The following is a 16,425-nucleotide window of genomic DNA, read 5'->3' as shown; positions in this document are numbered from 1 at the left end:
TTTTTTTAAGATAAATGCGTTTTATGCTTAAGTGAAAAAAAGGAAACGTTGATGACTTTGCAAATCGTTACATAATGCAGAACGGTCAAGACAACCACGCCACAGTTCATTCCGATAATAATTCCCTGCATGCCAATATTTGTTTGTGATCCTAAGAAAAACATCAGGGAAAAAGATACAATATGAGACCAAATCGTATGATAAAAAGCATCTTTTACATAGCCAAGTCCAATTAAATAAGCTTGAAGCGGGACGGCAAAGAAGTGAAAAAGAAAATACGGCCATAAAGCCTTTAGATAGTACACGGCCTCTGTAGAATGAAAAAACAAGTTAGTAAGAGGCTCAGCAAAGAAATACATCGCCACTATAGACGGAATCCCATATAAAAATGTCATTTGCATACTTTGAGTCAAAAGTCTTTGAAGCTGTTCTTCCTGATTTTTCGCATGAGCTTCAGATACAGCAGGTATTAGTGCTACTAAAAGAGAATGAGCAAAGAAAGCTGGAAAAAAGCCGATCGACATCGCTACCCCTGTTAGCATACCAAAATGCTGCGTGGCTCCGGTTAAAGTCATGCCCGATAAAACGAGCGCGTGTTTGATTAAAAACGGCTGAACAGCATTACATACCGCATTAAATAAACGCAGTCCCGTGGTCGGAAGTGAGACGCCTAACAGCTTTTTCCGAATCTCACTTGGAGAAAGCAGAGGTCTGTGCCCTCTTGATAAAACACTTAACTGAGTAACATACGTGATAAAAAAATAAAGCAAAATAACAGCTTCGGTTCCAATTAGCGTACAAATCGCAATAAACAGCGACATTTTAACATCTGTGAAAGCAAACATTTGAAAAACAACAAATAAAATCGTTAGCTGAAAGGCTTTGCGGATAAAATTAGACACAGCGATAGTCGTCATATTATTTTTACCCGTAAAATATCCACGAAGCACCGCTGAAAATGAAACAACCGGAATGAAACATAGTACAACCCATTTTAAGTAAGGATGATAGTGACTAAAAAATGGAAAGGCTGCTAATACGGCCAGTGTAATAAAAAAGATTCCCAAGCTCACAGCAGTCGCAAAAATGGTGGCATGCTTCATCATATGCTGATGTTCTTTGCGATGATGTTCAGCAAGAAATTTAGAAATAGAAATAGGCAGTTCTAAGTTAGCTACGGTGGCAATAAGAAAAATGATAGGAAGAACGGTCATGTACATGCCCATGCCTTCCCTTCCTAATTCTCTAGCAAGTACCATATTTACAAGAAATTCAATTAACTCTCCCGCAAAGGCAGCACCAGCTAAAATAAACGTTCCTTTCAAAAAAGTGTTCATCTCGTTATCTCCTCTATTTCCCGTCCTTTTTCATCACTACCTTTTCTCTCTATGTATATGACAAGCTCGATACGAATTATTTGTCTAATTGTATTTTTCGGTGTACAAGTTCTCGTATAATGTTCAACCTATGTGAAAAAAAACCGTTATATACCTTTTTTACATAGGAAATTCATTCATTTCTTATATTTTGGCTCTCAAAACTTACATAGAGAAAACAGGAGACCCAATGAGCCTGCTGATTGCTAACGGGAATAGAGCATGTTGTTTTAATGTAATAAATTCACATATTAGTTAAGCGTCTTTATTCATTATTTCCTGTGGATGCACTTCTTTTTTTGATACCGAGGCGTTTTTGCCTAGTACAACCGAAAAGACAACAATTATTGCTATAGCAAGAGTAAAAAGTGTAATTGATTCGCCTAGAAATAGAGCTGCAAACAGAATCATTAAAAATGGCTGTAAATATTGAACCTGACTAACTCTGGCTATTCCCCCCATCGCCATCCCGCTGTACCAAGCAACGTATGCTAAAAATTGACTCACTACTGAGAGATAAATCAAACTAACCCACGCTTGTAAAGGCGCATGAAGCATCTCAGCTGTAATGCTTAGTCCTACTGGAATCATAAAAAATGGCGCACCGATGATAATGGCCCAAGCAATCACTTGCCAGCTGCCTAATTCTCTTGCCAACACTCCTCCTTCTGCGTAGCTCAGTCCAAGTATCAGCACCGCTGCTAGTAAAGCTGCATCGGCAAACTGCAGTTGACCAAATCCGAGGTGAAGAGCATACACGATAACAGCTGCAGAACCAATCATGCTTGATATCCAGAATTTGAAAGAAGGACGTTCACCCCCTCTAAACATCGCAAAACCGGCTGTGGCTAATGGTAAAAGAGCGAGTTCAACCGCTCCGTGAGAAACAGGCAATGATTTCATTGCCCAGGAAGTGAGCAGAGGAAACCCTAAAACTGCGCCTAAAGCCACTATCAGCAGACTTTTAAATTGGCGAAGAGAAGGAATTTTTTCTTTTCGTACAATCAATATCACAGCTACTAAAATAGCAGCTACAGCTGTTCTTCCTAAACCGGCGACTGTCGTTCCAAAATACTCGACTGCAATGCTTGTAGAAGGAAGGGTTAAGCTAAAACAGATAACACCTACTACCCCGAGCAATAAGCCCATTTTCTCTCTCGTTTCTTTTTGCATCTTACCCTACCCCTGTCTTTTTATTTTTCAGAACTGTACCATTTTTCTAAAAAAAGTTCTGATATAATTAAAAGGATAGCGCAGGACAACTAGTAAAATAAATCATTCTTTTACCTATCTGTACGGGTACAAATTAAAGGAGTAGGACCTATGAGTTTGAAATATCTGAAAATCATGGAAGAAATTAAGCTTGGCCTAGCAAATGGATCGCTTACTGCAGGTGGTAAACTCCCTTCTGTTCGCCGACTCTCCCACCATTTTTCGTGCAGCAAGAATACCGTTATCAAAGCGTACAGCGAACTAGAAAAAGAGCATTTAATTTATTCTATTCCTAAAAGCGGCTACTACGTTGTGGGAGAATTTCAACATAAGACGAATAAAAATGAAGTGATTGATTTCTTGTCTGCTGGTCCAGATAAAAACGTTATGCCTTATCTTGAATTTCAGCATTGTATAAACCAAGCAATTGAATACTACAAAGAAGAGCTTTTTACATACTCTGACCAACAAGGCTCTTACTCATTACGGGCACAGTTAGTGAAACACTTGCAGAATTTACAGGTGTTCACTCAAGCTGAAAGGTTAGTTGTTGTATCCGGGTCGCAGCAAGCTCTTCACTTATTAGTTTCTATCCCGTTTCCAAATGGAAAAAATAATATTTTGATTGAACAGCCCACTTATTTCGGGTTTATCGAGTCTCTCACGCTGCACCAAACTACTACTTTTGGGATCGAGCTATCGATGGAAGGAATTGATCTTGATCATTTGGAGTACATTTTTCGAAACAATGATATAAAATTTTTCTATATTATTCCGAGATTTCACAATCCTCTTGGGCATTGCTATACAAATGTTGAGAAGAAAAAAATCGTGGAGCTAGCCGAAAAATACGATGTATATATAGTGGAAGATGACTTTTTGGGCGACCTTGATCTCGATGCAAAATCAGATCCTTTATTTTCTTTCAACCCTTCTGGACGAGTCATTTACATTAAAAGCTTTTCGAAAATCTTTCTTCCAGGGTTACGTATTGCTGCTGTCGTGCTTCCTTCGTTAATGAATAGCAATTTTTTACGATATAAATTCAGTTCAGATTTTAATAGTTCAGCGCTTTCCCAAGGTGCTCTTGAAATTTATTTAAAAAGCGGCATGTTTACTAGTCATCTTAAAAAGATAAAAGAGGTATACCATACAAAAATGCAAACTCTTGTAGAAGCATGTGATTCACTGCTACCCGCTCATACACATTTTTCTAAACCAACTTCAGGATTCTATTTATCCATTAGTTTGCCTGAGCATGTGAAAGTAAAACAGATCGTTCAAATGCTAAACGAGCAGCACATATATGTTGATGATGCCTCTAGATTTTTTTTACCAGAATATAAAAGAGACACTCTTCTCAGATTAAGCATCTCACAAGTAAATACGAATACGATCAAACGAGGAATTGAACAGCTGGCTCAGTGCATTACTTTAATTGATGATAGAAAACATCATCCTATTCCAAATAACCTTTTCCCCTTGTAGAATGGGAATTCAATGGACATACTAAACGAAAAGAAGCCAAGGAATTAGCATCCTTGACTTCTTTTATTTAACCGTAACGGTTATAAGAGGCATGTTATGCGTCCCTTTTGCAGAAACATGTGATTGCACGGTATATGTGCCAGGCTCAGAGAAAGATGTTTGTATTTCATATACACCTTCTCCTATTTGTTTAGGTTTTAACATCTTCCCTTTCCCTTCGCCATCTTTTTTCTCTATTTCAAATTCAATCATTTCAACATCATCATTTTTTACTTTTTCATCTCCATATGTAACTTCGGCTTTATAGATACCGCTTTCATTTTTCTGTAACGCCTCTGGACCTTGAAGATTTACGTCCAACGGTTTTGGCTGCTCAGCATTTGTGCTTTGAGCAGGTTCCTGACCACAGGCCGTTAAAAGTAAACAAAGACTGATTATAAATATACTTATTCTTTTTTTCATGTATTCATCTCCTTTTTAAACCTTTTGTTTAACTATAACGCGTATTGCAAAGAAAAAAATGAATTTTTCTAAAAAAGAAGTATTTTTAAAGATTTTTTAAGAAAAAAAGTTCATACTGATACTAACTAGTTTTTTCCAAGGAGGAAGAAAATGAATTCAGTTAAATCTCCAGCTAAAAAATCATGGCTACAGACATTAATTAAAAATAAAAGTGAGCGTAAAAAAGTGATCTTTATCTTTACTATCTCTTTTTTACTAGTTGTAGCAGGGCTTATTTACATCCCTATTTATAAACATTCCCTTCCACTCGATTCTAAAATATATGAAGGAAATTTTAAAGAGCTCGGTTCAATTGCACGAATTGGTTTCTTTGCAGCTTTAGCCATTTATCCTATTTTTTTATTATTGAAATGGAAACCGTTATCGCACATAAAAAAAGGAAATTTTGAGTTAAAACCGCTTATCCAATTTTTAGCCAAGTATGTTCGTCAGTGGCACGTTCCCATTGCTCTTATATCAACGGCCTTGATTATTTTACATGGTTATATGGCTTTAATAAAAGGATTTCAAGCAAATTTTACGTACTTTTCAGGAATTATTACCATGGCTGTTCTAGCTTGTTTACTCGTGATGGGCGTGAAGCGCTATAAGCGTACAGATAAAAAGTGGCATCTTAAATTTGCTATCTCTTTTTTGGTTTTGTTTATGATTCACGCTACCTTTTCATAACTTGCCATTGTTTAAAGTTTTTTTATATAGGGTACAGTTCACAATGAATACATGATATGTATCACTATACGTTTTACATCATTTAGGAGGTATAAACATGGCAAGAGTGTTAGCTGTATTATCAAGCGGATACGAAGAGAAAGATTATCACACAGGTTGGTGGGCAGAAGAATTATTTGCTCCGCTGCAAAAGCTTGAGGACGCAGGGCACACCGTTGATTTAGCCTCACCTTTTGGAGGTAAGCCGGAAGTAGACGTTCGAAGTATTTCAGAAGACTTTGATCCAGACGGAACGTATAAGAAATTATATGAATCAGGAAGAGCGGATCAGACAATGAAACTTGAAGAAGTAGATGCTGAGAACTATGACGTTATCTTAGTAGTAGGCGGCCACGGCGCTATGTTTGACTTAGCAAAAAATGTGGACTTGCATGCACTTATGAACAAAGTGTACGACAATGGAGGTATTTTAGCAGCTGAGTGTCACGGACCTTCTGTTTTTGCTTTCTTGAAAGGATCCGATGATGAACTGTTAATTAAAGGACTAGACGTAACTGGTTATCCTGATGAAATTGAACCGGAAGAAGTACTTCCCTTTTTACCATACAGTTTAGAACAAGAACTTCGTGAAGTGGCTAACTACATCCCTGAGATGGATAAAGAAGCATATGCTGTTTGGGCAAATGATCAAATTGTCACAAGCCGAGATCCTTTTTCTTCTGAGTTAATGGGTGATGAATTAGTTAAAAAGCTAAATAAATAAACTAAAAAAAGACTGCTTAAAAGCAGTCTTTTTTGTTTGTTCTATAGGGATGTTTGAAACTGCTGCTCTACCAAACGCCGGTAAAAAGAATGAGAGGCTAACAGCTCTTTATGCGTTCCGCTTCCTGTAACCTGCCCTTCTTCTATTACAACAATTTGGTCCGCATTAATGACCGTAGATAGACGATGTGCAATGACGAGTGATGTGCGTTCTTTCATTACCGTTTCCAATGACTCTTGCACAAGCTTTTCTGATTCGGAGTCCAAGCTAGCTGTCGCTTCGTCCAGTAGTAAAAACTGGGGATTGCGTAACAGCGCTCGGGCAATTGCAATACGCTGTCGCTGTCCTCCTGAGAGATTGATACCTCTTTCTCCAATCATTGTTTCATATTGATCTTCAAAGGACTGAATGAAATGATGAGCATTCGCTAACTTCGCTGCTTCTTCTATTTCTTCATCCGTCACATGCCGCTCTAATCCGTAAATGAGATTTTCTCGAATTGTTCCTGCTAAAATCGGAGAATCCTGCTGAACATAGCTAAACAGGTGACGCCACGAACGTAAGTTGACGTTTTGACTGTCTGTTCCATCCAAGAATATGCGCCCCGATGAAGGCTCATAAAAGCGTTCGATAAGCGAAAAAACAGTAGATTTTCCAGCTCCGCTAGGTCCAACAAAAGCGGTAACTTCTCCTTTTTTAGCAGAAAATGAAACTTCCTGCAATACTGGTTTATCTTCATATTGAAAAGCAACTTTATCGAACCTTAAACTCCCTACCTGTTCAAGCACTTCTCCATTTTCATAGTTCTCTTCTTTCTCAGCTAATATATCAAAGATTCTTTCTGAAGCTCCTTTAGTTTGCTGAAAGCTCGTAACAAATCGGGTAAGTGAACCAACCGGAACCATAATTTGAAAAAGGTAAAGAACAAAAGCCACCAGCTCTCCTGCAGTGATAAATCCCTCACTCACCCGGTATGCACCAAACCCGACGATGGCAATCATAACAGCGGTCATCACTGTGCTAATAACCGGTGTTATGATTGCTTCAATTTTAGCTCTCTTTACACCGAAGAGGTAGAGTGACTGAAACGATTGTAAGCCGGAATCAACTTCTTTTTTCTCTGAACCGGATACTTTAATCAAGCGGATTTCACTCAGCATTTGAGCTAAAAAAGCTGTAAGCTTGGACATTTTATCCTGCTGCTCACGTGAAATTTTATGTATTTTTCGCGCTAGCGGCATAACCAGTACAAACATAACGGGAATAACCGCTAATAAAATGAGCGTCATGGGTACATCAAGCGTAAATAAAATAACAATGGCAACGATAATAGATAAAATATTTTTAACAAAGTCAATCATTTCTGTTGACAATAAATTCATCACAATGGTTGTATCATTTGTAATGCGGCTTACCATTTCACCGGAACGGTTTTGGTCGTAAAATGAAACCGGAAGCTTTATGAGCTTGTTCCACACTTTATGTCTGAGTTCTTTTACAACACCTTGCCCTACTTGAGCAAGGAGATAAAGAGATACTGCGCTTGTCACCATTTGAGCAGCAAATAAACCAAGGAGCCCTGCTATAAGCTGCGGTGAGACGCCTACTGCAATTTTCTCCATCACTTCTTTAATGACAAGAGGGATAGAAAGCGACGCTCCGGTATTAATTAAGGCCAGTATGAACGAAATGATTAGCTTTCCTGTCGGAGGGTTCGTTAGCAACCATAATTTTTTAAATGAAAAATGAATTCCTTTTTGCGTATTCATCTTAGTTCCTTTCTAATTCTTTTAATAGGTGGTATACACACTTTAGGCAGACACCACACACTTTACCTTCAAAGTTCTATCTTATTTTACACCATTTCCTTTCTCAACCTGAACTTCTAAGCTTTTACCTATTTTTCAAACTCGTCTATACGAAAATGACAAGCTGGTCATATACTATAGTACACTGAATTCTTTTACTAGATGAGAGGTTGAATAAGGATGTCTGTTTATATTAAATCTATTTCTATTGGAACAATTTCTGGCGGGATCGTTATTTTTGGAAACGCAGGAAATATATCGCCTCCAAGCGGCTCTACGTCCGGCTCTGGTTCTAGCTCTAGCTCTGGTTCTAATTCCCAAATGCCGATGTCTCCTTCTCCGGGAAAAGACCCGAGAAATAATACAGCTTTTAATGGCTAATAAAAAAACAGTGAGATATTTCTCACTGTTTTTAGACTTGAATACTTGTCATCATCGCAATATAAAAAGCTAAAACAAACAAACCCGCACTTAATACGCTAAGCCATACTGTCTTTTTGTAAAAACAAATAAGTAAATACATAAAAAACAGCAGTGCGACAAATAAGAATAGGATTCCCACAATCGTTACGTGAAACGTTAGAGGGAGCGTCACTTGTTTCCCATAGATAAACGGAAGAATCGATGAATCCATTGCCATATGACTTGTATTAGTTGGCGGCGATTGCGTTACCATGATAGCTGTAAATAAAAAAATGATAAGCAAAATAATGCTTTCTGCTCGAATCCACATCACGGGCTTATATTCTGGATGTTTTATCGTTTTTTTCATAAGAAAGCCATTGATGACGGCAAATGCAAGCAGCGGAATAATCGTAATATGCTTTAGTAAAAGAGACTGCCCGTAATCTGTAGCCCATGAATTTACATAGTTGGACAGACCCATGATAATGACCATCGAAATGAACCCACTTAACGAAAGAAGCACAAAACAAGCGATTGCAAAAGGAGTAAACCAGCTTAAGAAACTTTTCCAATTGGAGGTTTCTTTTGAAAAAGCGGCAACAATCAGAACCACCCCTCCCCACAGTCCAACTGCTAAAATATGAAGAGAATGAGAAAGCATGCCGCTAAGCGCAGAAGCGGATGCTGCGTGACTTGCGTAGGCGATTCCTCCCACTAAGGCTACAGTCAGTAATGTATACATATGAGGGTGGCTCTCTATTGAAACAGCAACCATACATAAAATAGCAATCAGCACAACAAAGATCCAGGCGTGTCCCGTTCTTGTTTCCAATAATACAAGACGAACTGTTTCACCTAACCCTCTTATTTTTGAAAAAGATAAAATAATCTCAAGCGAATTTCCAACCGAAAAAATAGCGACAGCCGCTGCACTTGCAAGTAGCCATCGCTTTGATAATAAAATTGTTGGCTTTTTTGTAAGAGGTACATATTGCAGTACGGCAAATCCTAATAATAAGGAAAGACCTACGTATGTGAACCACTCAAAAACAGGCAACAAAATACTCATCTTTTTAAGCCTTTTTCTTTCTGAAGATTAAGAGTAATGCTCCAACCACCACTACAATAGCAATAATCATGATAACAAAAAACGATGAAGAATCATTGTTCTCTGTTTTTTCATCATTTGCTACTGCACTTTTTTGGTGCTGTTCGGATTGCGTGGCATCTTGCTTTTTTTCACTATCTTTTCCGGCTGCTTGAGTATTCTCTTCTTTCGCTTCATCTTTCACATCTACTTTAAAAGCAATCGAATCTTTCATTACATGACCATCTTCCCCTACAATTTCCCAGTCCACTGTGTAAGATCCGTTTTCAAGAGGCTGATCGAAAGAAGCTATTAAATCATGACCCTCTACTTTTTGCGATGCAAGTGAAATTTTTTGTCCATCCTTTGTAACGGTTACAGTACTGATTTTCTCGATATGTGTTTCAAAGGTTAATTTAATTTCTTTTAGAGGAGCTGTAACAATTGCACCATTTTCAGGCACGGTTGTTTGCACATGTGTATGAGCGAAACTAACTGTCGGAACAGCTAAAAAGCATGCTAAAAGTAAACCTATTATTTTTTTCATATTTATGACTCCCTATCTCTTTTTTCTTTTTTCATCATATCCAAAAATGTTTTTATGTAGACGTTTCCGAACACGATCTATTTTCCTAGTAAGTGTACTCCTTTTTTACTCAGTCTCACAATAACTATTACCAATTCGTTATAAAATGTTCACAAATCCTAGGAAAGATGCCGCTGTAATTTCTTGAATATTCTTTCAGGCTATCCTTGAATATAGTAAAATAGTTAAATAAGATGGCTGACTTTTTTCTAGCTTAAAATCCCATACAGAAAGGATAGAAACAATGAAAAAGTATACATGCCCTTGCTGTGGTTATCAATCGTTAGACAGTGATGGTGACTATGATATTTGTGAGATATGTTTTTGGGAAGACGATCCGTACCAAAAGCTGAATGCCAACGAATTAGGAGCCAACTCTATTTCTTTAATAGAAGCTCAGGAAAATTTTATAGTTTATGGAGCGTGTAATAAAGAAAGTTTACAGCACGTGAGAAAGCCTTCTGTTCAAGATGTAAAAGATTTTAACTGGAAACCTATTATAAGTCACGAATAGCAAAACTAGTTTATAAAAAAAGAATGCTTGCGAAAGCATTCTTTTTTTGATTCAGTAAGAAGTGGAAACGAATGTAGAAAGCACATTTGTAAACCTATAAAAAGTTTGAGTTTTAGAAGAAGCTCTTCCTTTTGAAGCGAATGAATGAAACATAGCACTTCGCAGCGGTTGGCTAATCTCTAATTGAATACTTTTCCCGGTACGATTTTTATTTGCAATATTTTTAGGGTTAATGCCTGCAATCTCATCGTGTCCTTTTGTAATCAGTTCCGCCGGAAATCCATTTTGATTTAATAATTGTGTTAATTTTTTTGCGCGCTCCCGGTCAGTCCCGCCCACAAAAATATGTTTTTCGTTCCCAGAATAACCGTGAAGAGATAAAACATTATCATACTTGCTTACCATTTTACGCGCTGTGGGCTCATCAAAATGAGTGCTTGTGAGGTGCAGGTCTCGTGACCCTTTCGACTTTAACGATTCGAATAGGTAAAGAGCATTTTGTTTGCTAAGCTCTTTGGCAATTTCGCTTGTCCCCCCTTCAATTCCTCCACCGTGTGGAGCAAAGATAAGGACAGGGCTTTTCGTTTCTTTAGTCGTCACTTTATAGCTAGCTGAAGACTCGTGCTGTGAGAGTTGCTTGAAATTTTGATATTTATCAGTTGATGCACTAGATGTGTCTTGAAAAGGTGAAATAAATAAAGCGAATAGACAGATACATAAGGTAGAGAAACTTACTAAACGATAGCTTTTCAATTTGTACTCCTACTTTCCATTGTGTAATAAGACCTAAAACATTAGAATGTAAAAAAATCCAAAAATAATATTATAGTAGTCTTATTTACTTATCGTTACAAATTATAGTTTATTAAATAGTTCTTACTACCTATTTATGTTATTTAAAAAAACTTCAGCGCATATTCACTGAAGTTTTTTTACTTTTTTTGTTTTTATTTATTTAAAGCAAGCGCCAAACTAATTTTATCCAGCCAAAGAAGGCGATCCATAAAGGTATGCTCAAAGATGTTCCCCACGCTAAACCAATTAAGAAGTTTCCTCTTTCAATCATACAAACCACTCCTTATGAACATTGTAGGTGAACAAGTACAATTCTATACCTTCACTATAACAGAAAGCGCTTTCATTTAATAGTAACTTACACGTTTTTAGTGCTATATTCATACAGAAAACCGGATTTTAAGTAGATAAAGGGCGATATATAAGAAAATGAATAATTACAAGATGTAAAAGTATAATACTCTACTTAAAAAAAAGAAACCTTCTTTGAAGGCTTCTTTTCTAGGTGTTTTTTATTGTTCGCCGCTGCGCTGCAAGCGATTCTCAATAAATAGGCGTTCAACAAATTTATTTAGCTGGGCTTGATACAAACGGCGCTCATCTAGCGTTTTTGCGTCTTGTATTTGCTGCTTAAAGCGTTTGATTTGCTGTCTTTGTTCAACCGTTACATGATGAGAAAGAAGCATAGGTCCCCCTCCATTTCACTAACGTTTGAATTAAGTAAACCAAGGTTTACCAAAACAAACAACAAACCTGTTAGCTTCTCTTACATAAATTTTTTACTCAGCCTCTTTAGCCCCAATTAATGCTAAACCTGGACCGTACGGCGTTGTATGAACATCTAACATTAATTCATCTGTATAAGGCACAATAGAAGCTTCCATTGCTACTTGTACTCCGTTAACTTCATATACTTCATCATTTTCAAAAGGCTCTTCAAAAGCTAACCCAATATTAGGGATTTCACAGCTAATTCCTTTGAAATACAAGCGAATTCCTGTTATCTCCTGCTCTTCAAGTATATTGTTAATTAATTGTTTTGCTTCTGGTGTAATATGCATAACTACCCTTCTTCCTTTCCATACTCTTGCTCTATCCTATCATATCTTTAAAGTTTTTAAAGAGAATAACTGCAATTTAAAAGCATTCTGATTATCATTTAATAATTATTATAAATAAGTATTGATTTTAATTTGATATTTGATATAATATAAACATAAGATAACAACAACTCATTAGGAGGCTATTAACTATGAATTTAGAAAACGTATTGAACCAACAAATTGCCGATTTTAACGTATTGTATACGAAGCTACATCGCTTTCACTGGTATGTAAAAGGGCCTCAATTTTTTACGCTTCATGAAAAATTTGAAGAATTCTATAATGAGACGGCGGACTATATAGATGAATATGCAGAACGATTACTAGCCATTGGAGGAAGCCCAATTGCTACAATGAAGCAATTTTTACAAGCAGCTACTCTTTCTGAAGATGGAAACGAGCAAACGAGTGAAGAAATGGTAGAAACCTTAATTAATGATTATATGCTACTTGTTAAAAACTTAAAAAACGCAGTTGAAAAAGCTGAAGCAGCATACGATCACGTAACAGCTGACTTATTCATTGGAACAATCGGCAACATTGAAAAACATATTTGGATGCTAAAAGCTGCTTTACCTGTAAAAACATCCGTAAACGCATAAAAAGAGCCTAACAGGCTCTTTTTTACGTTTGTTGATTTACTTTTTTTTGTCTTTGCAGCCACATAAAAAAAGACATATCATCGTGAATGTCATCTTCTAGCACAGCTTTATAGACATGATCACTCGTATAATAGCGATTATATCCGCTTTGCTGTTTGAAAAATAAAATGCATTCCCGCTTCTTTTCAGTGAGAAGTGATTTTAATAACTCTTGTTTCTCAACTTTGTCCTTCACGATATTTTCTGGAAGCACGGAAATATCAAGCTTCCACTCTTCTCCCTTCTGAATCATATACACACTCCACTGATGCTTATCTTTTTCATTAGCAAATATCATCTTATAAGGGTTAAAACGTTTTGTAAGCTGATACCCCATGTGAAAAATAGATTCTTCATCCATTTCATCATTTCCTACGTAAAAATTAAGGGTGCGATTTGTCATGACATTTAATGCAAAACTCTCCCCTGAGAGAGGACAACCATATTCTCTTAACAGATCCAATAAATGATTAGATACCACAAGTTGATGCGCTTCATGTTTTAATTCACTTGAGTATGACAGCAGCTCATTCATGTTTTTTGATTCCCCTATCTATAGATCGTGAATTGTTATTGATATTCGCTTTTTTTTTATAAAACCCTTTCACTTTTACTCTTTAATTAAATAACTAGTTGTAAATCAAGTTATGTAGAGCAACATTTTATGAATAAATCAAGTTTGAGTATAAAACCTGAAGAAGTTTAAAGACTATAGTCGATACCGATTTTAAGGAGGACTTAGTATGAATAATCACGAACTTCCTACAAACATGCAAACTGGAGCTATCCCCCCTCAATTGAACCATGGAGGGCATGAACTATTTGACGTTCATGAAACACTTGCCGGCTCGATTAATGTAATGGATCAGTTTATGATGTTTAGGCAATATGTAAAAGAACAAGAGCTGCTTGATATCATTGATCGGCAATATCAGTTTATTTTAAACGAATATAATTTAATCGTAGAAGCTTTTTCTACTGGTCAAAAGCCGGCCGGTTCTACACATGTGTATAACATGAAGCAGTCTAATGCCTTTGTTTATGGCTTAAAGCCTTCGCAGCCTAAAAAGCCGAATCAGTCCGTGGAGGAAATTAATGAAAAAGGCATATCAGGTCATATGCTAGGTCTAGTCAAGTCTCAAGCATCTCTTTTAACCATGACCGCTTTAGAAATAACAAATCCTGTTGTTCGCCGAATATTCGGAGACAGCGTTCCTAATTGGATTGAAATGGCTTATGAAATTTCTCTTTATCAAAATAAACACCATTATTATCAAGTACCGCAGCTTGCAAAGGAAGATATGCAGCAAATGATCACAAGTTTTGCAAAAGCCACTGCCTCTCCTCAGATGCCTAATAACCATAACCTGCATTAATTAAAAAGAGGCTGGGGCAAACGTATTTTAAGTAAAGGAAGATCCGAACGATTCACCGTTCGGATCTTTTCATTAGTATGGTGAATATAGGTTATGTTTAGAGTTGCTTCTAGCTGTTGATTGGAGGGAAAGGCGAAGACTCCTGCGGGAAAAGCGGAATAGATGAGACCCCACAGGAGCGAAAGCGACGAGGAGGCTCATCGGCCGCCCGCGGAAAGCAACAGCCTTTCACGGAAATCACCAGCAGTGTAACCAAACGACCCATACTAGATCATTTACTCGATTTATTCATCTTTAGATTGTACTGATTTCGTTATATCTCAATCTCGCTTTGTGTGTATATTTCAGAAAATGACAAAAAACTATGCATTTTGAATTATTTTCTGAATATTTGTAGTATTTTGATTAATTATGTATTATAATAAATTTAACCAATAGAAAGGAGTGAGAGATGCATCATATATATTCGGATTACAGTTAAAGGAGGTGTCATAACAAGCTCACAATACGTTTGCTAAAAGTCAGTTGAACTGTAGAACCGATATGTGATAGACCATGATGGTAAAGTTAAGGTTAATTCCCCTAAATGAACATGTAACATAATAAACTGCTTCTTATTCTTTTCAAAGATAGAAGCAGTTTTTTTATGTGCGCTTTTCTTTTCTGGATTTAATACATGTTTTCTCCACTTTGGCTAACACTTAAGATATACATTTACGTACAAGGTGGTGACTTTAATGATCGCCGTAAAATTACTATTAGTCGCAGTTTTAATTGCATTGACTGCTTTTTTTGTAGCGACAGAATTCGCTATTGTAAAAGTAAGAAGTTCAAAAATCAATCAGCTTCTAGAAGAAGGAAATAAAAAAGCCGTCTCTGCCAAACATGTTATTACGCATCTAGATGAATATCTATCCGCTTGTCAGCTTGGTATCACCATCACGGCTCTCGGGCTTGGTTGGCTTGGTGAACCGACGCTAGATCGGCTGCTTCACCCTCTTTTTATTACCTTCCATACAAATGAGCCGCTTGCTGGTATTTTATCTTTTGTTATCGCATTTGTTGTTATTACTTTTTTACATGTTGTCCTGGGAGAATTAGCTCCTAAAACGTTTGCTATTCAAATGGCTGAACAAATTACGCTGAACTTTGCAAAACCGATTATCGTGTTTTACAAACTTATGTATCCGTTCATTAAAATATTAAATGGATCAGCTCGTATGTTGACTAAGATTTTTGGCATAACGATGATTTCAGAAAATGAAGCTGCTCATAGTGAAGAAGAGCTGCGCATTTTGTTATCTGAGAGCTTCGAAGGCGGTGAAATCAATCAATCCGAATATCGATATATGAGCAAAATTTTTGATTTTGACGACCGTTTAGCTAAAGAAGTAATGGTTCCTCGTACGGAAATTGTGAGTGCTTCCAAAGACGACGTCGTAGAGGTTTTTTTGCAAATCGCAAATGTCGAAAAATATACGCGCTATCCAATTGTTGAAGATGGGGATAAAGATAAAGTAATCGGTCTCGTTAATATTAAAGAAATTTATAATGATATTGTATTCAACGAAAAAGACGGCACCAATACGTTAGAGTCATACGTCAAGCCTATTTTTAAAGTAATTGAAACCGTACCCATTCATGACTTGCTTGTAAAGATGCAAAAAGAACGTATTCAAATGGCTATTCTTTTTGATGAGTATGGCGGAACCGCTGGGCTTGTTACAGTAGAAGATATTATTGAAGAAATTGTGGGAGAAATTCGAGATGAGTTTGATACGGACGAAATTCCTTATGTACAAAAAATTAAAGACGACCATTATATTCTTGACGGAAAAATGCTCATTAGCCAAGTAAATGATTTACTCGGTACGGATATTAGCGACGAAGAAGTAGATACCATTGCCGGGTGGGTGTTAACCGAAAAGTTTGATGTGACCAAAAATGATATCATTCAGCATGAGCAATTTTACTTTAAAGTTCTGATTATAGAGGATTTTCACATTAAGTATATAGAAGTAAAAAAAAGAAAGAAGAAAGAAAAAAAGGATGATCATCATTAATCATCCTTTTTATTTAT

At 36.7% G+C, this 16,425-nt stretch carries 19 protein-coding genes; 9 read left to right on the top strand and 10 right to left on the bottom strand.

Features of this window, described 5'->3' with window-relative positions; genetic code table 11:
- Positions 1-5 precede the first annotated feature (5 nt).
- Together MMB69_RS09460 and MMB69_RS09455 are read right to left on the bottom strand one after the other, a co-directional pair.
- On the bottom strand, positions 6-1,337 hold the full coding sequence (locus MMB69_RS09460) for a polysaccharide biosynthesis protein (RefSeq protein ID WP_028409125.1): 1,332 nt from the start codon (positions 1,335-1,337) through the stop codon (positions 6-8).
- Between the two features lie 294 nt (positions 1,338-1,631).
- The gene (locus tag MMB69_RS09455; protein ID WP_269872023.1) at positions 1,632-2,549 is read right to left on the bottom strand and encodes a DMT family transporter; all 918 of its coding nucleotides are present in this window, start codon (positions 2,547-2,549) and stop codon (positions 1,632-1,634) included.
- 150 nt (positions 2,550-2,699) lie between these two features.
- Here MMB69_RS09455 and MMB69_RS09450 point away from each other — a divergent pair, with 150 nt between their 5' ends.
- Positions 2,700-4,076: an aminotransferase-like domain-containing protein gene (locus MMB69_RS09450; protein WP_277447620.1), complete on the top strand. Its 1,377-nt coding sequence runs from the start codon at positions 2,700-2,702 to the stop codon at positions 4,074-4,076.
- 63 nt (positions 4,077-4,139) lie between these two features.
- Here the strand turns inward: MMB69_RS09450 and MMB69_RS09445 are convergent, their stop codons facing one another.
- Positions 4,140-4,538 carry a FixH family protein gene (locus tag MMB69_RS09445; protein WP_221784766.1) on the bottom strand — a complete coding sequence of 133 codons (399 nt, stop codon included), beginning with the start codon at positions 4,536-4,538 and terminating at the stop codon, positions 4,140-4,142.
- 150 nt (positions 4,539-4,688) lie between these two features.
- On the opposite strand from MMB69_RS09445, the gene MMB69_RS09440 reads away from it, so the two are divergent.
- On the top strand, positions 4,689-5,267 hold the full coding sequence (locus MMB69_RS09440; RefSeq protein WP_221784765.1) for a hypothetical protein: 579 nt from the start codon (positions 4,689-4,691) through the stop codon (positions 5,265-5,267).
- 97 nt (positions 5,268-5,364) lie between these two features.
- The gene (locus MMB69_RS09435) at positions 5,365-6,030 is read left to right on the top strand and encodes a type 1 glutamine amidotransferase domain-containing protein (protein WP_221813391.1); all 666 of its coding nucleotides are present in this window, start codon (positions 5,365-5,367) and stop codon (positions 6,028-6,030) included.
- A gap of 41 nt (positions 6,031-6,071) precedes the next feature.
- Here the strand turns inward: MMB69_RS09435 and MMB69_RS09430 are convergent, their stop codons facing one another.
- The gene (locus MMB69_RS09430) at positions 6,072-7,799 is read right to left on the bottom strand and encodes an ABC transporter ATP-binding protein (protein ID WP_269872021.1); all 1,728 of its coding nucleotides are present in this window, start codon (positions 7,797-7,799) and stop codon (positions 6,072-6,074) included.
- Between the two features lie 219 nt (positions 7,800-8,018).
- On the opposite strand from MMB69_RS09430, the gene MMB69_RS09425 reads away from it, so the two are divergent.
- On the top strand, positions 8,019-8,219 hold the full coding sequence (locus MMB69_RS09425) for a hypothetical protein (RefSeq protein WP_269872020.1): 201 nt from the start codon (positions 8,019-8,021) through the stop codon (positions 8,217-8,219).
- Between the two features lie 31 nt (positions 8,220-8,250).
- On the opposite strand, the gene MMB69_RS09420 is transcribed toward MMB69_RS09425, so the two are convergent.
- Together MMB69_RS09420 and MMB69_RS09415 are read right to left on the bottom strand one after the other, a co-directional pair.
- Positions 8,251-9,312, bottom strand: a complete 1,062-nt coding sequence (locus MMB69_RS09420) for a copper resistance D family protein (RefSeq protein WP_260506782.1) — start codon at positions 9,310-9,312, stop codon at positions 8,251-8,253.
- Positions 9,313-9,316: 4 nt separating this feature from the next.
- Positions 9,317-9,877: a copper resistance CopC family protein gene (locus MMB69_RS09415; RefSeq protein WP_269872019.1), complete on the bottom strand. Its 561-nt coding sequence runs from the start codon at positions 9,875-9,877 to the stop codon at positions 9,317-9,319.
- A 283-nt stretch (positions 9,878-10,160) separates the two neighbouring features.
- Here MMB69_RS09415 and MMB69_RS09410 point away from each other — a divergent pair, with 283 nt between their 5' ends.
- On the top strand, positions 10,161-10,430 hold the full coding sequence (locus MMB69_RS09410; protein WP_013057680.1) for a CPCC family cysteine-rich protein: 270 nt from the start codon (positions 10,161-10,163) through the stop codon (positions 10,428-10,430).
- Between the two features lie 51 nt (positions 10,431-10,481).
- Here MMB69_RS09410 and MMB69_RS09405 read toward each other — a convergent pair whose 3' ends face one another.
- The 3 genes from MMB69_RS09405 to MMB69_RS09395 form a co-directional block, all read right to left on the bottom strand.
- Entirely contained in the window at positions 10,482-11,183 is a 702-nt protein-coding gene (locus MMB69_RS09405) for a poly-gamma-glutamate hydrolase family protein (protein ID WP_221784761.1), read from the bottom strand.
- A 554-nt stretch (positions 11,184-11,737) separates the two neighbouring features.
- On the bottom strand, positions 11,738-11,911 hold the full coding sequence (locus tag MMB69_RS09400) for a hypothetical protein (protein ID WP_013057683.1): 174 nt from the start codon (positions 11,909-11,911) through the stop codon (positions 11,738-11,740).
- 93 nt (positions 11,912-12,004) lie between these two features.
- Entirely contained in the window at positions 12,005-12,286 is a 282-nt protein-coding gene (locus MMB69_RS09395) for a Fe-S cluster assembly protein HesB (RefSeq protein ID WP_277447619.1), read from the bottom strand.
- A 191-nt stretch (positions 12,287-12,477) separates the two neighbouring features.
- Between MMB69_RS09395 and MMB69_RS09390 the strand changes: the two genes are divergently transcribed.
- On the top strand, positions 12,478-12,930 hold the full coding sequence (locus tag MMB69_RS09390) for a Dps family protein (protein WP_195782774.1): 453 nt from the start codon (positions 12,478-12,480) through the stop codon (positions 12,928-12,930).
- Positions 12,931-12,952: 22 nt separating this feature from the next.
- Here MMB69_RS09390 and MMB69_RS09385 read toward each other — a convergent pair whose 3' ends face one another.
- Entirely contained in the window at positions 12,953-13,504 is a 552-nt protein-coding gene (locus tag MMB69_RS09385) for a hypothetical protein (protein ID WP_277447618.1), read from the bottom strand.
- Positions 13,505-13,712: 208 nt separating this feature from the next.
- Here MMB69_RS09385 and MMB69_RS09380 point away from each other — a divergent pair, with 208 nt between their 5' ends.
- The 3 genes from MMB69_RS09380 (at position 13,713) to MMB69_RS09370 (ending at position 16,408) form a co-directional block, all read left to right on the top strand.
- The gene (locus MMB69_RS09380) at positions 13,713-14,345 is read left to right on the top strand and encodes a spore coat protein (protein ID WP_221784758.1); all 633 of its coding nucleotides are present in this window, start codon (positions 13,713-13,715) and stop codon (positions 14,343-14,345) included.
- Positions 14,346-14,461: 116 nt separating this feature from the next.
- On the top strand, positions 14,462-14,653 hold the full coding sequence (locus MMB69_RS09375; protein ID WP_277447617.1) for a hypothetical protein: 192 nt from the start codon (positions 14,462-14,464) through the stop codon (positions 14,651-14,653).
- A 429-nt stretch (positions 14,654-15,082) separates the two neighbouring features.
- Positions 15,083-16,408, top strand: coding sequence for a hemolysin family protein (locus MMB69_RS09370; protein ID WP_153254422.1), 1,326 nt, complete (start codon positions 15,083-15,085; stop codon positions 16,406-16,408).
- The last annotated feature ends 17 nt before the right edge of the window (positions 16,409-16,425 follow it).

The organism is Priestia sp. P5, assembly GCF_029522155.1.
Classification (GTDB): domain Bacteria; phylum Bacillota; class Bacilli; order Bacillales; family Bacillaceae_H; genus Priestia; species Priestia megaterium_E.
The sequence above is the reverse complement of the archived record's forward strand: the minus strand, read 5'-3'. Positions and strand labels throughout refer to the sequence as shown.

What these genes read in the sequence shown, in the direction of transcription:
- MMB69_RS09460 (WP_028409125.1), bottom strand. Translation starts at nt 1,337, where the DNA reads ATGAACACTTTTTTGAAAGGAACGTTTATTTTAGCTGGTGCTGCCTTT.
- MMB69_RS09455 (WP_269872023.1), bottom strand. Translation starts at nt 2,549, where the DNA reads ATGCAAAAAGAAACGAGAGAGAAAATGGGCTTATTGCTCGGGGTAGTA.
- MMB69_RS09450 (WP_277447620.1), top strand. Translation starts at nt 2,700, where the DNA reads ATGAGTTTGAAATATCTGAAAATCATGGAAGAAATTAAGCTTGGCCTA.
- MMB69_RS09445 (WP_221784766.1), bottom strand. Translation starts at nt 4,538, where the DNA reads ATGAAAAAAAGAATAAGTATATTTATAATCAGTCTTTGTTTACTTTTA.
- MMB69_RS09440 (WP_221784765.1), top strand. Translation starts at nt 4,689, where the DNA reads ATGAATTCAGTTAAATCTCCAGCTAAAAAATCATGGCTACAGACATTA.
- MMB69_RS09435 (WP_221813391.1), top strand. Translation starts at nt 5,365, where the DNA reads ATGGCAAGAGTGTTAGCTGTATTATCAAGCGGATACGAAGAGAAAGAT.
- MMB69_RS09430 (WP_269872021.1), bottom strand. Translation starts at nt 7,799, where the DNA reads ATGAATACGCAAAAAGGAATTCATTTTTCATTTAAAAAATTATGGTTG.
- MMB69_RS09425 (WP_269872020.1), top strand. Translation starts at nt 8,019, where the DNA reads ATGTCTGTTTATATTAAATCTATTTCTATTGGAACAATTTCTGGCGGG.
- MMB69_RS09420 (WP_260506782.1), bottom strand. Translation starts at nt 9,312, where the DNA reads ATGAGTATTTTGTTGCCTGTTTTTGAGTGGTTCACATACGTAGGTCTT.
- MMB69_RS09415 (WP_269872019.1), bottom strand. Translation starts at nt 9,877, where the DNA reads ATGAAAAAAATAATAGGTTTACTTTTAGCATGCTTTTTAGCTGTTCCG.
- MMB69_RS09410 (WP_013057680.1), top strand. Translation starts at nt 10,161, where the DNA reads ATGAAAAAGTATACATGCCCTTGCTGTGGTTATCAATCGTTAGACAGT.
- MMB69_RS09400 (WP_013057683.1), bottom strand. Translation starts at nt 11,911, where the DNA reads ATGCTTCTTTCTCATCATGTAACGGTTGAACAAAGACAGCAAATCAAA.
- MMB69_RS09395 (WP_277447619.1), bottom strand. Translation starts at nt 12,286, where the DNA reads ATGCATATTACACCAGAAGCAAAACAATTAATTAACAATATACTTGAA.
- MMB69_RS09390 (WP_195782774.1), top strand. Translation starts at nt 12,478, where the DNA reads ATGAATTTAGAAAACGTATTGAACCAACAAATTGCCGATTTTAACGTA.
- MMB69_RS09385 (WP_277447618.1), bottom strand. Translation starts at nt 13,504, where the DNA reads ATGAATGAGCTGCTGTCATACTCAAGTGAATTAAAACATGAAGCGCAT.
- MMB69_RS09380 (WP_221784758.1), top strand. Translation starts at nt 13,713, where the DNA reads ATGAATAATCACGAACTTCCTACAAACATGCAAACTGGAGCTATCCCC.
- MMB69_RS09370 (WP_153254422.1), top strand. Translation starts at nt 15,083, where the DNA reads ATGATCGCCGTAAAATTACTATTAGTCGCAGTTTTAATTGCATTGACT.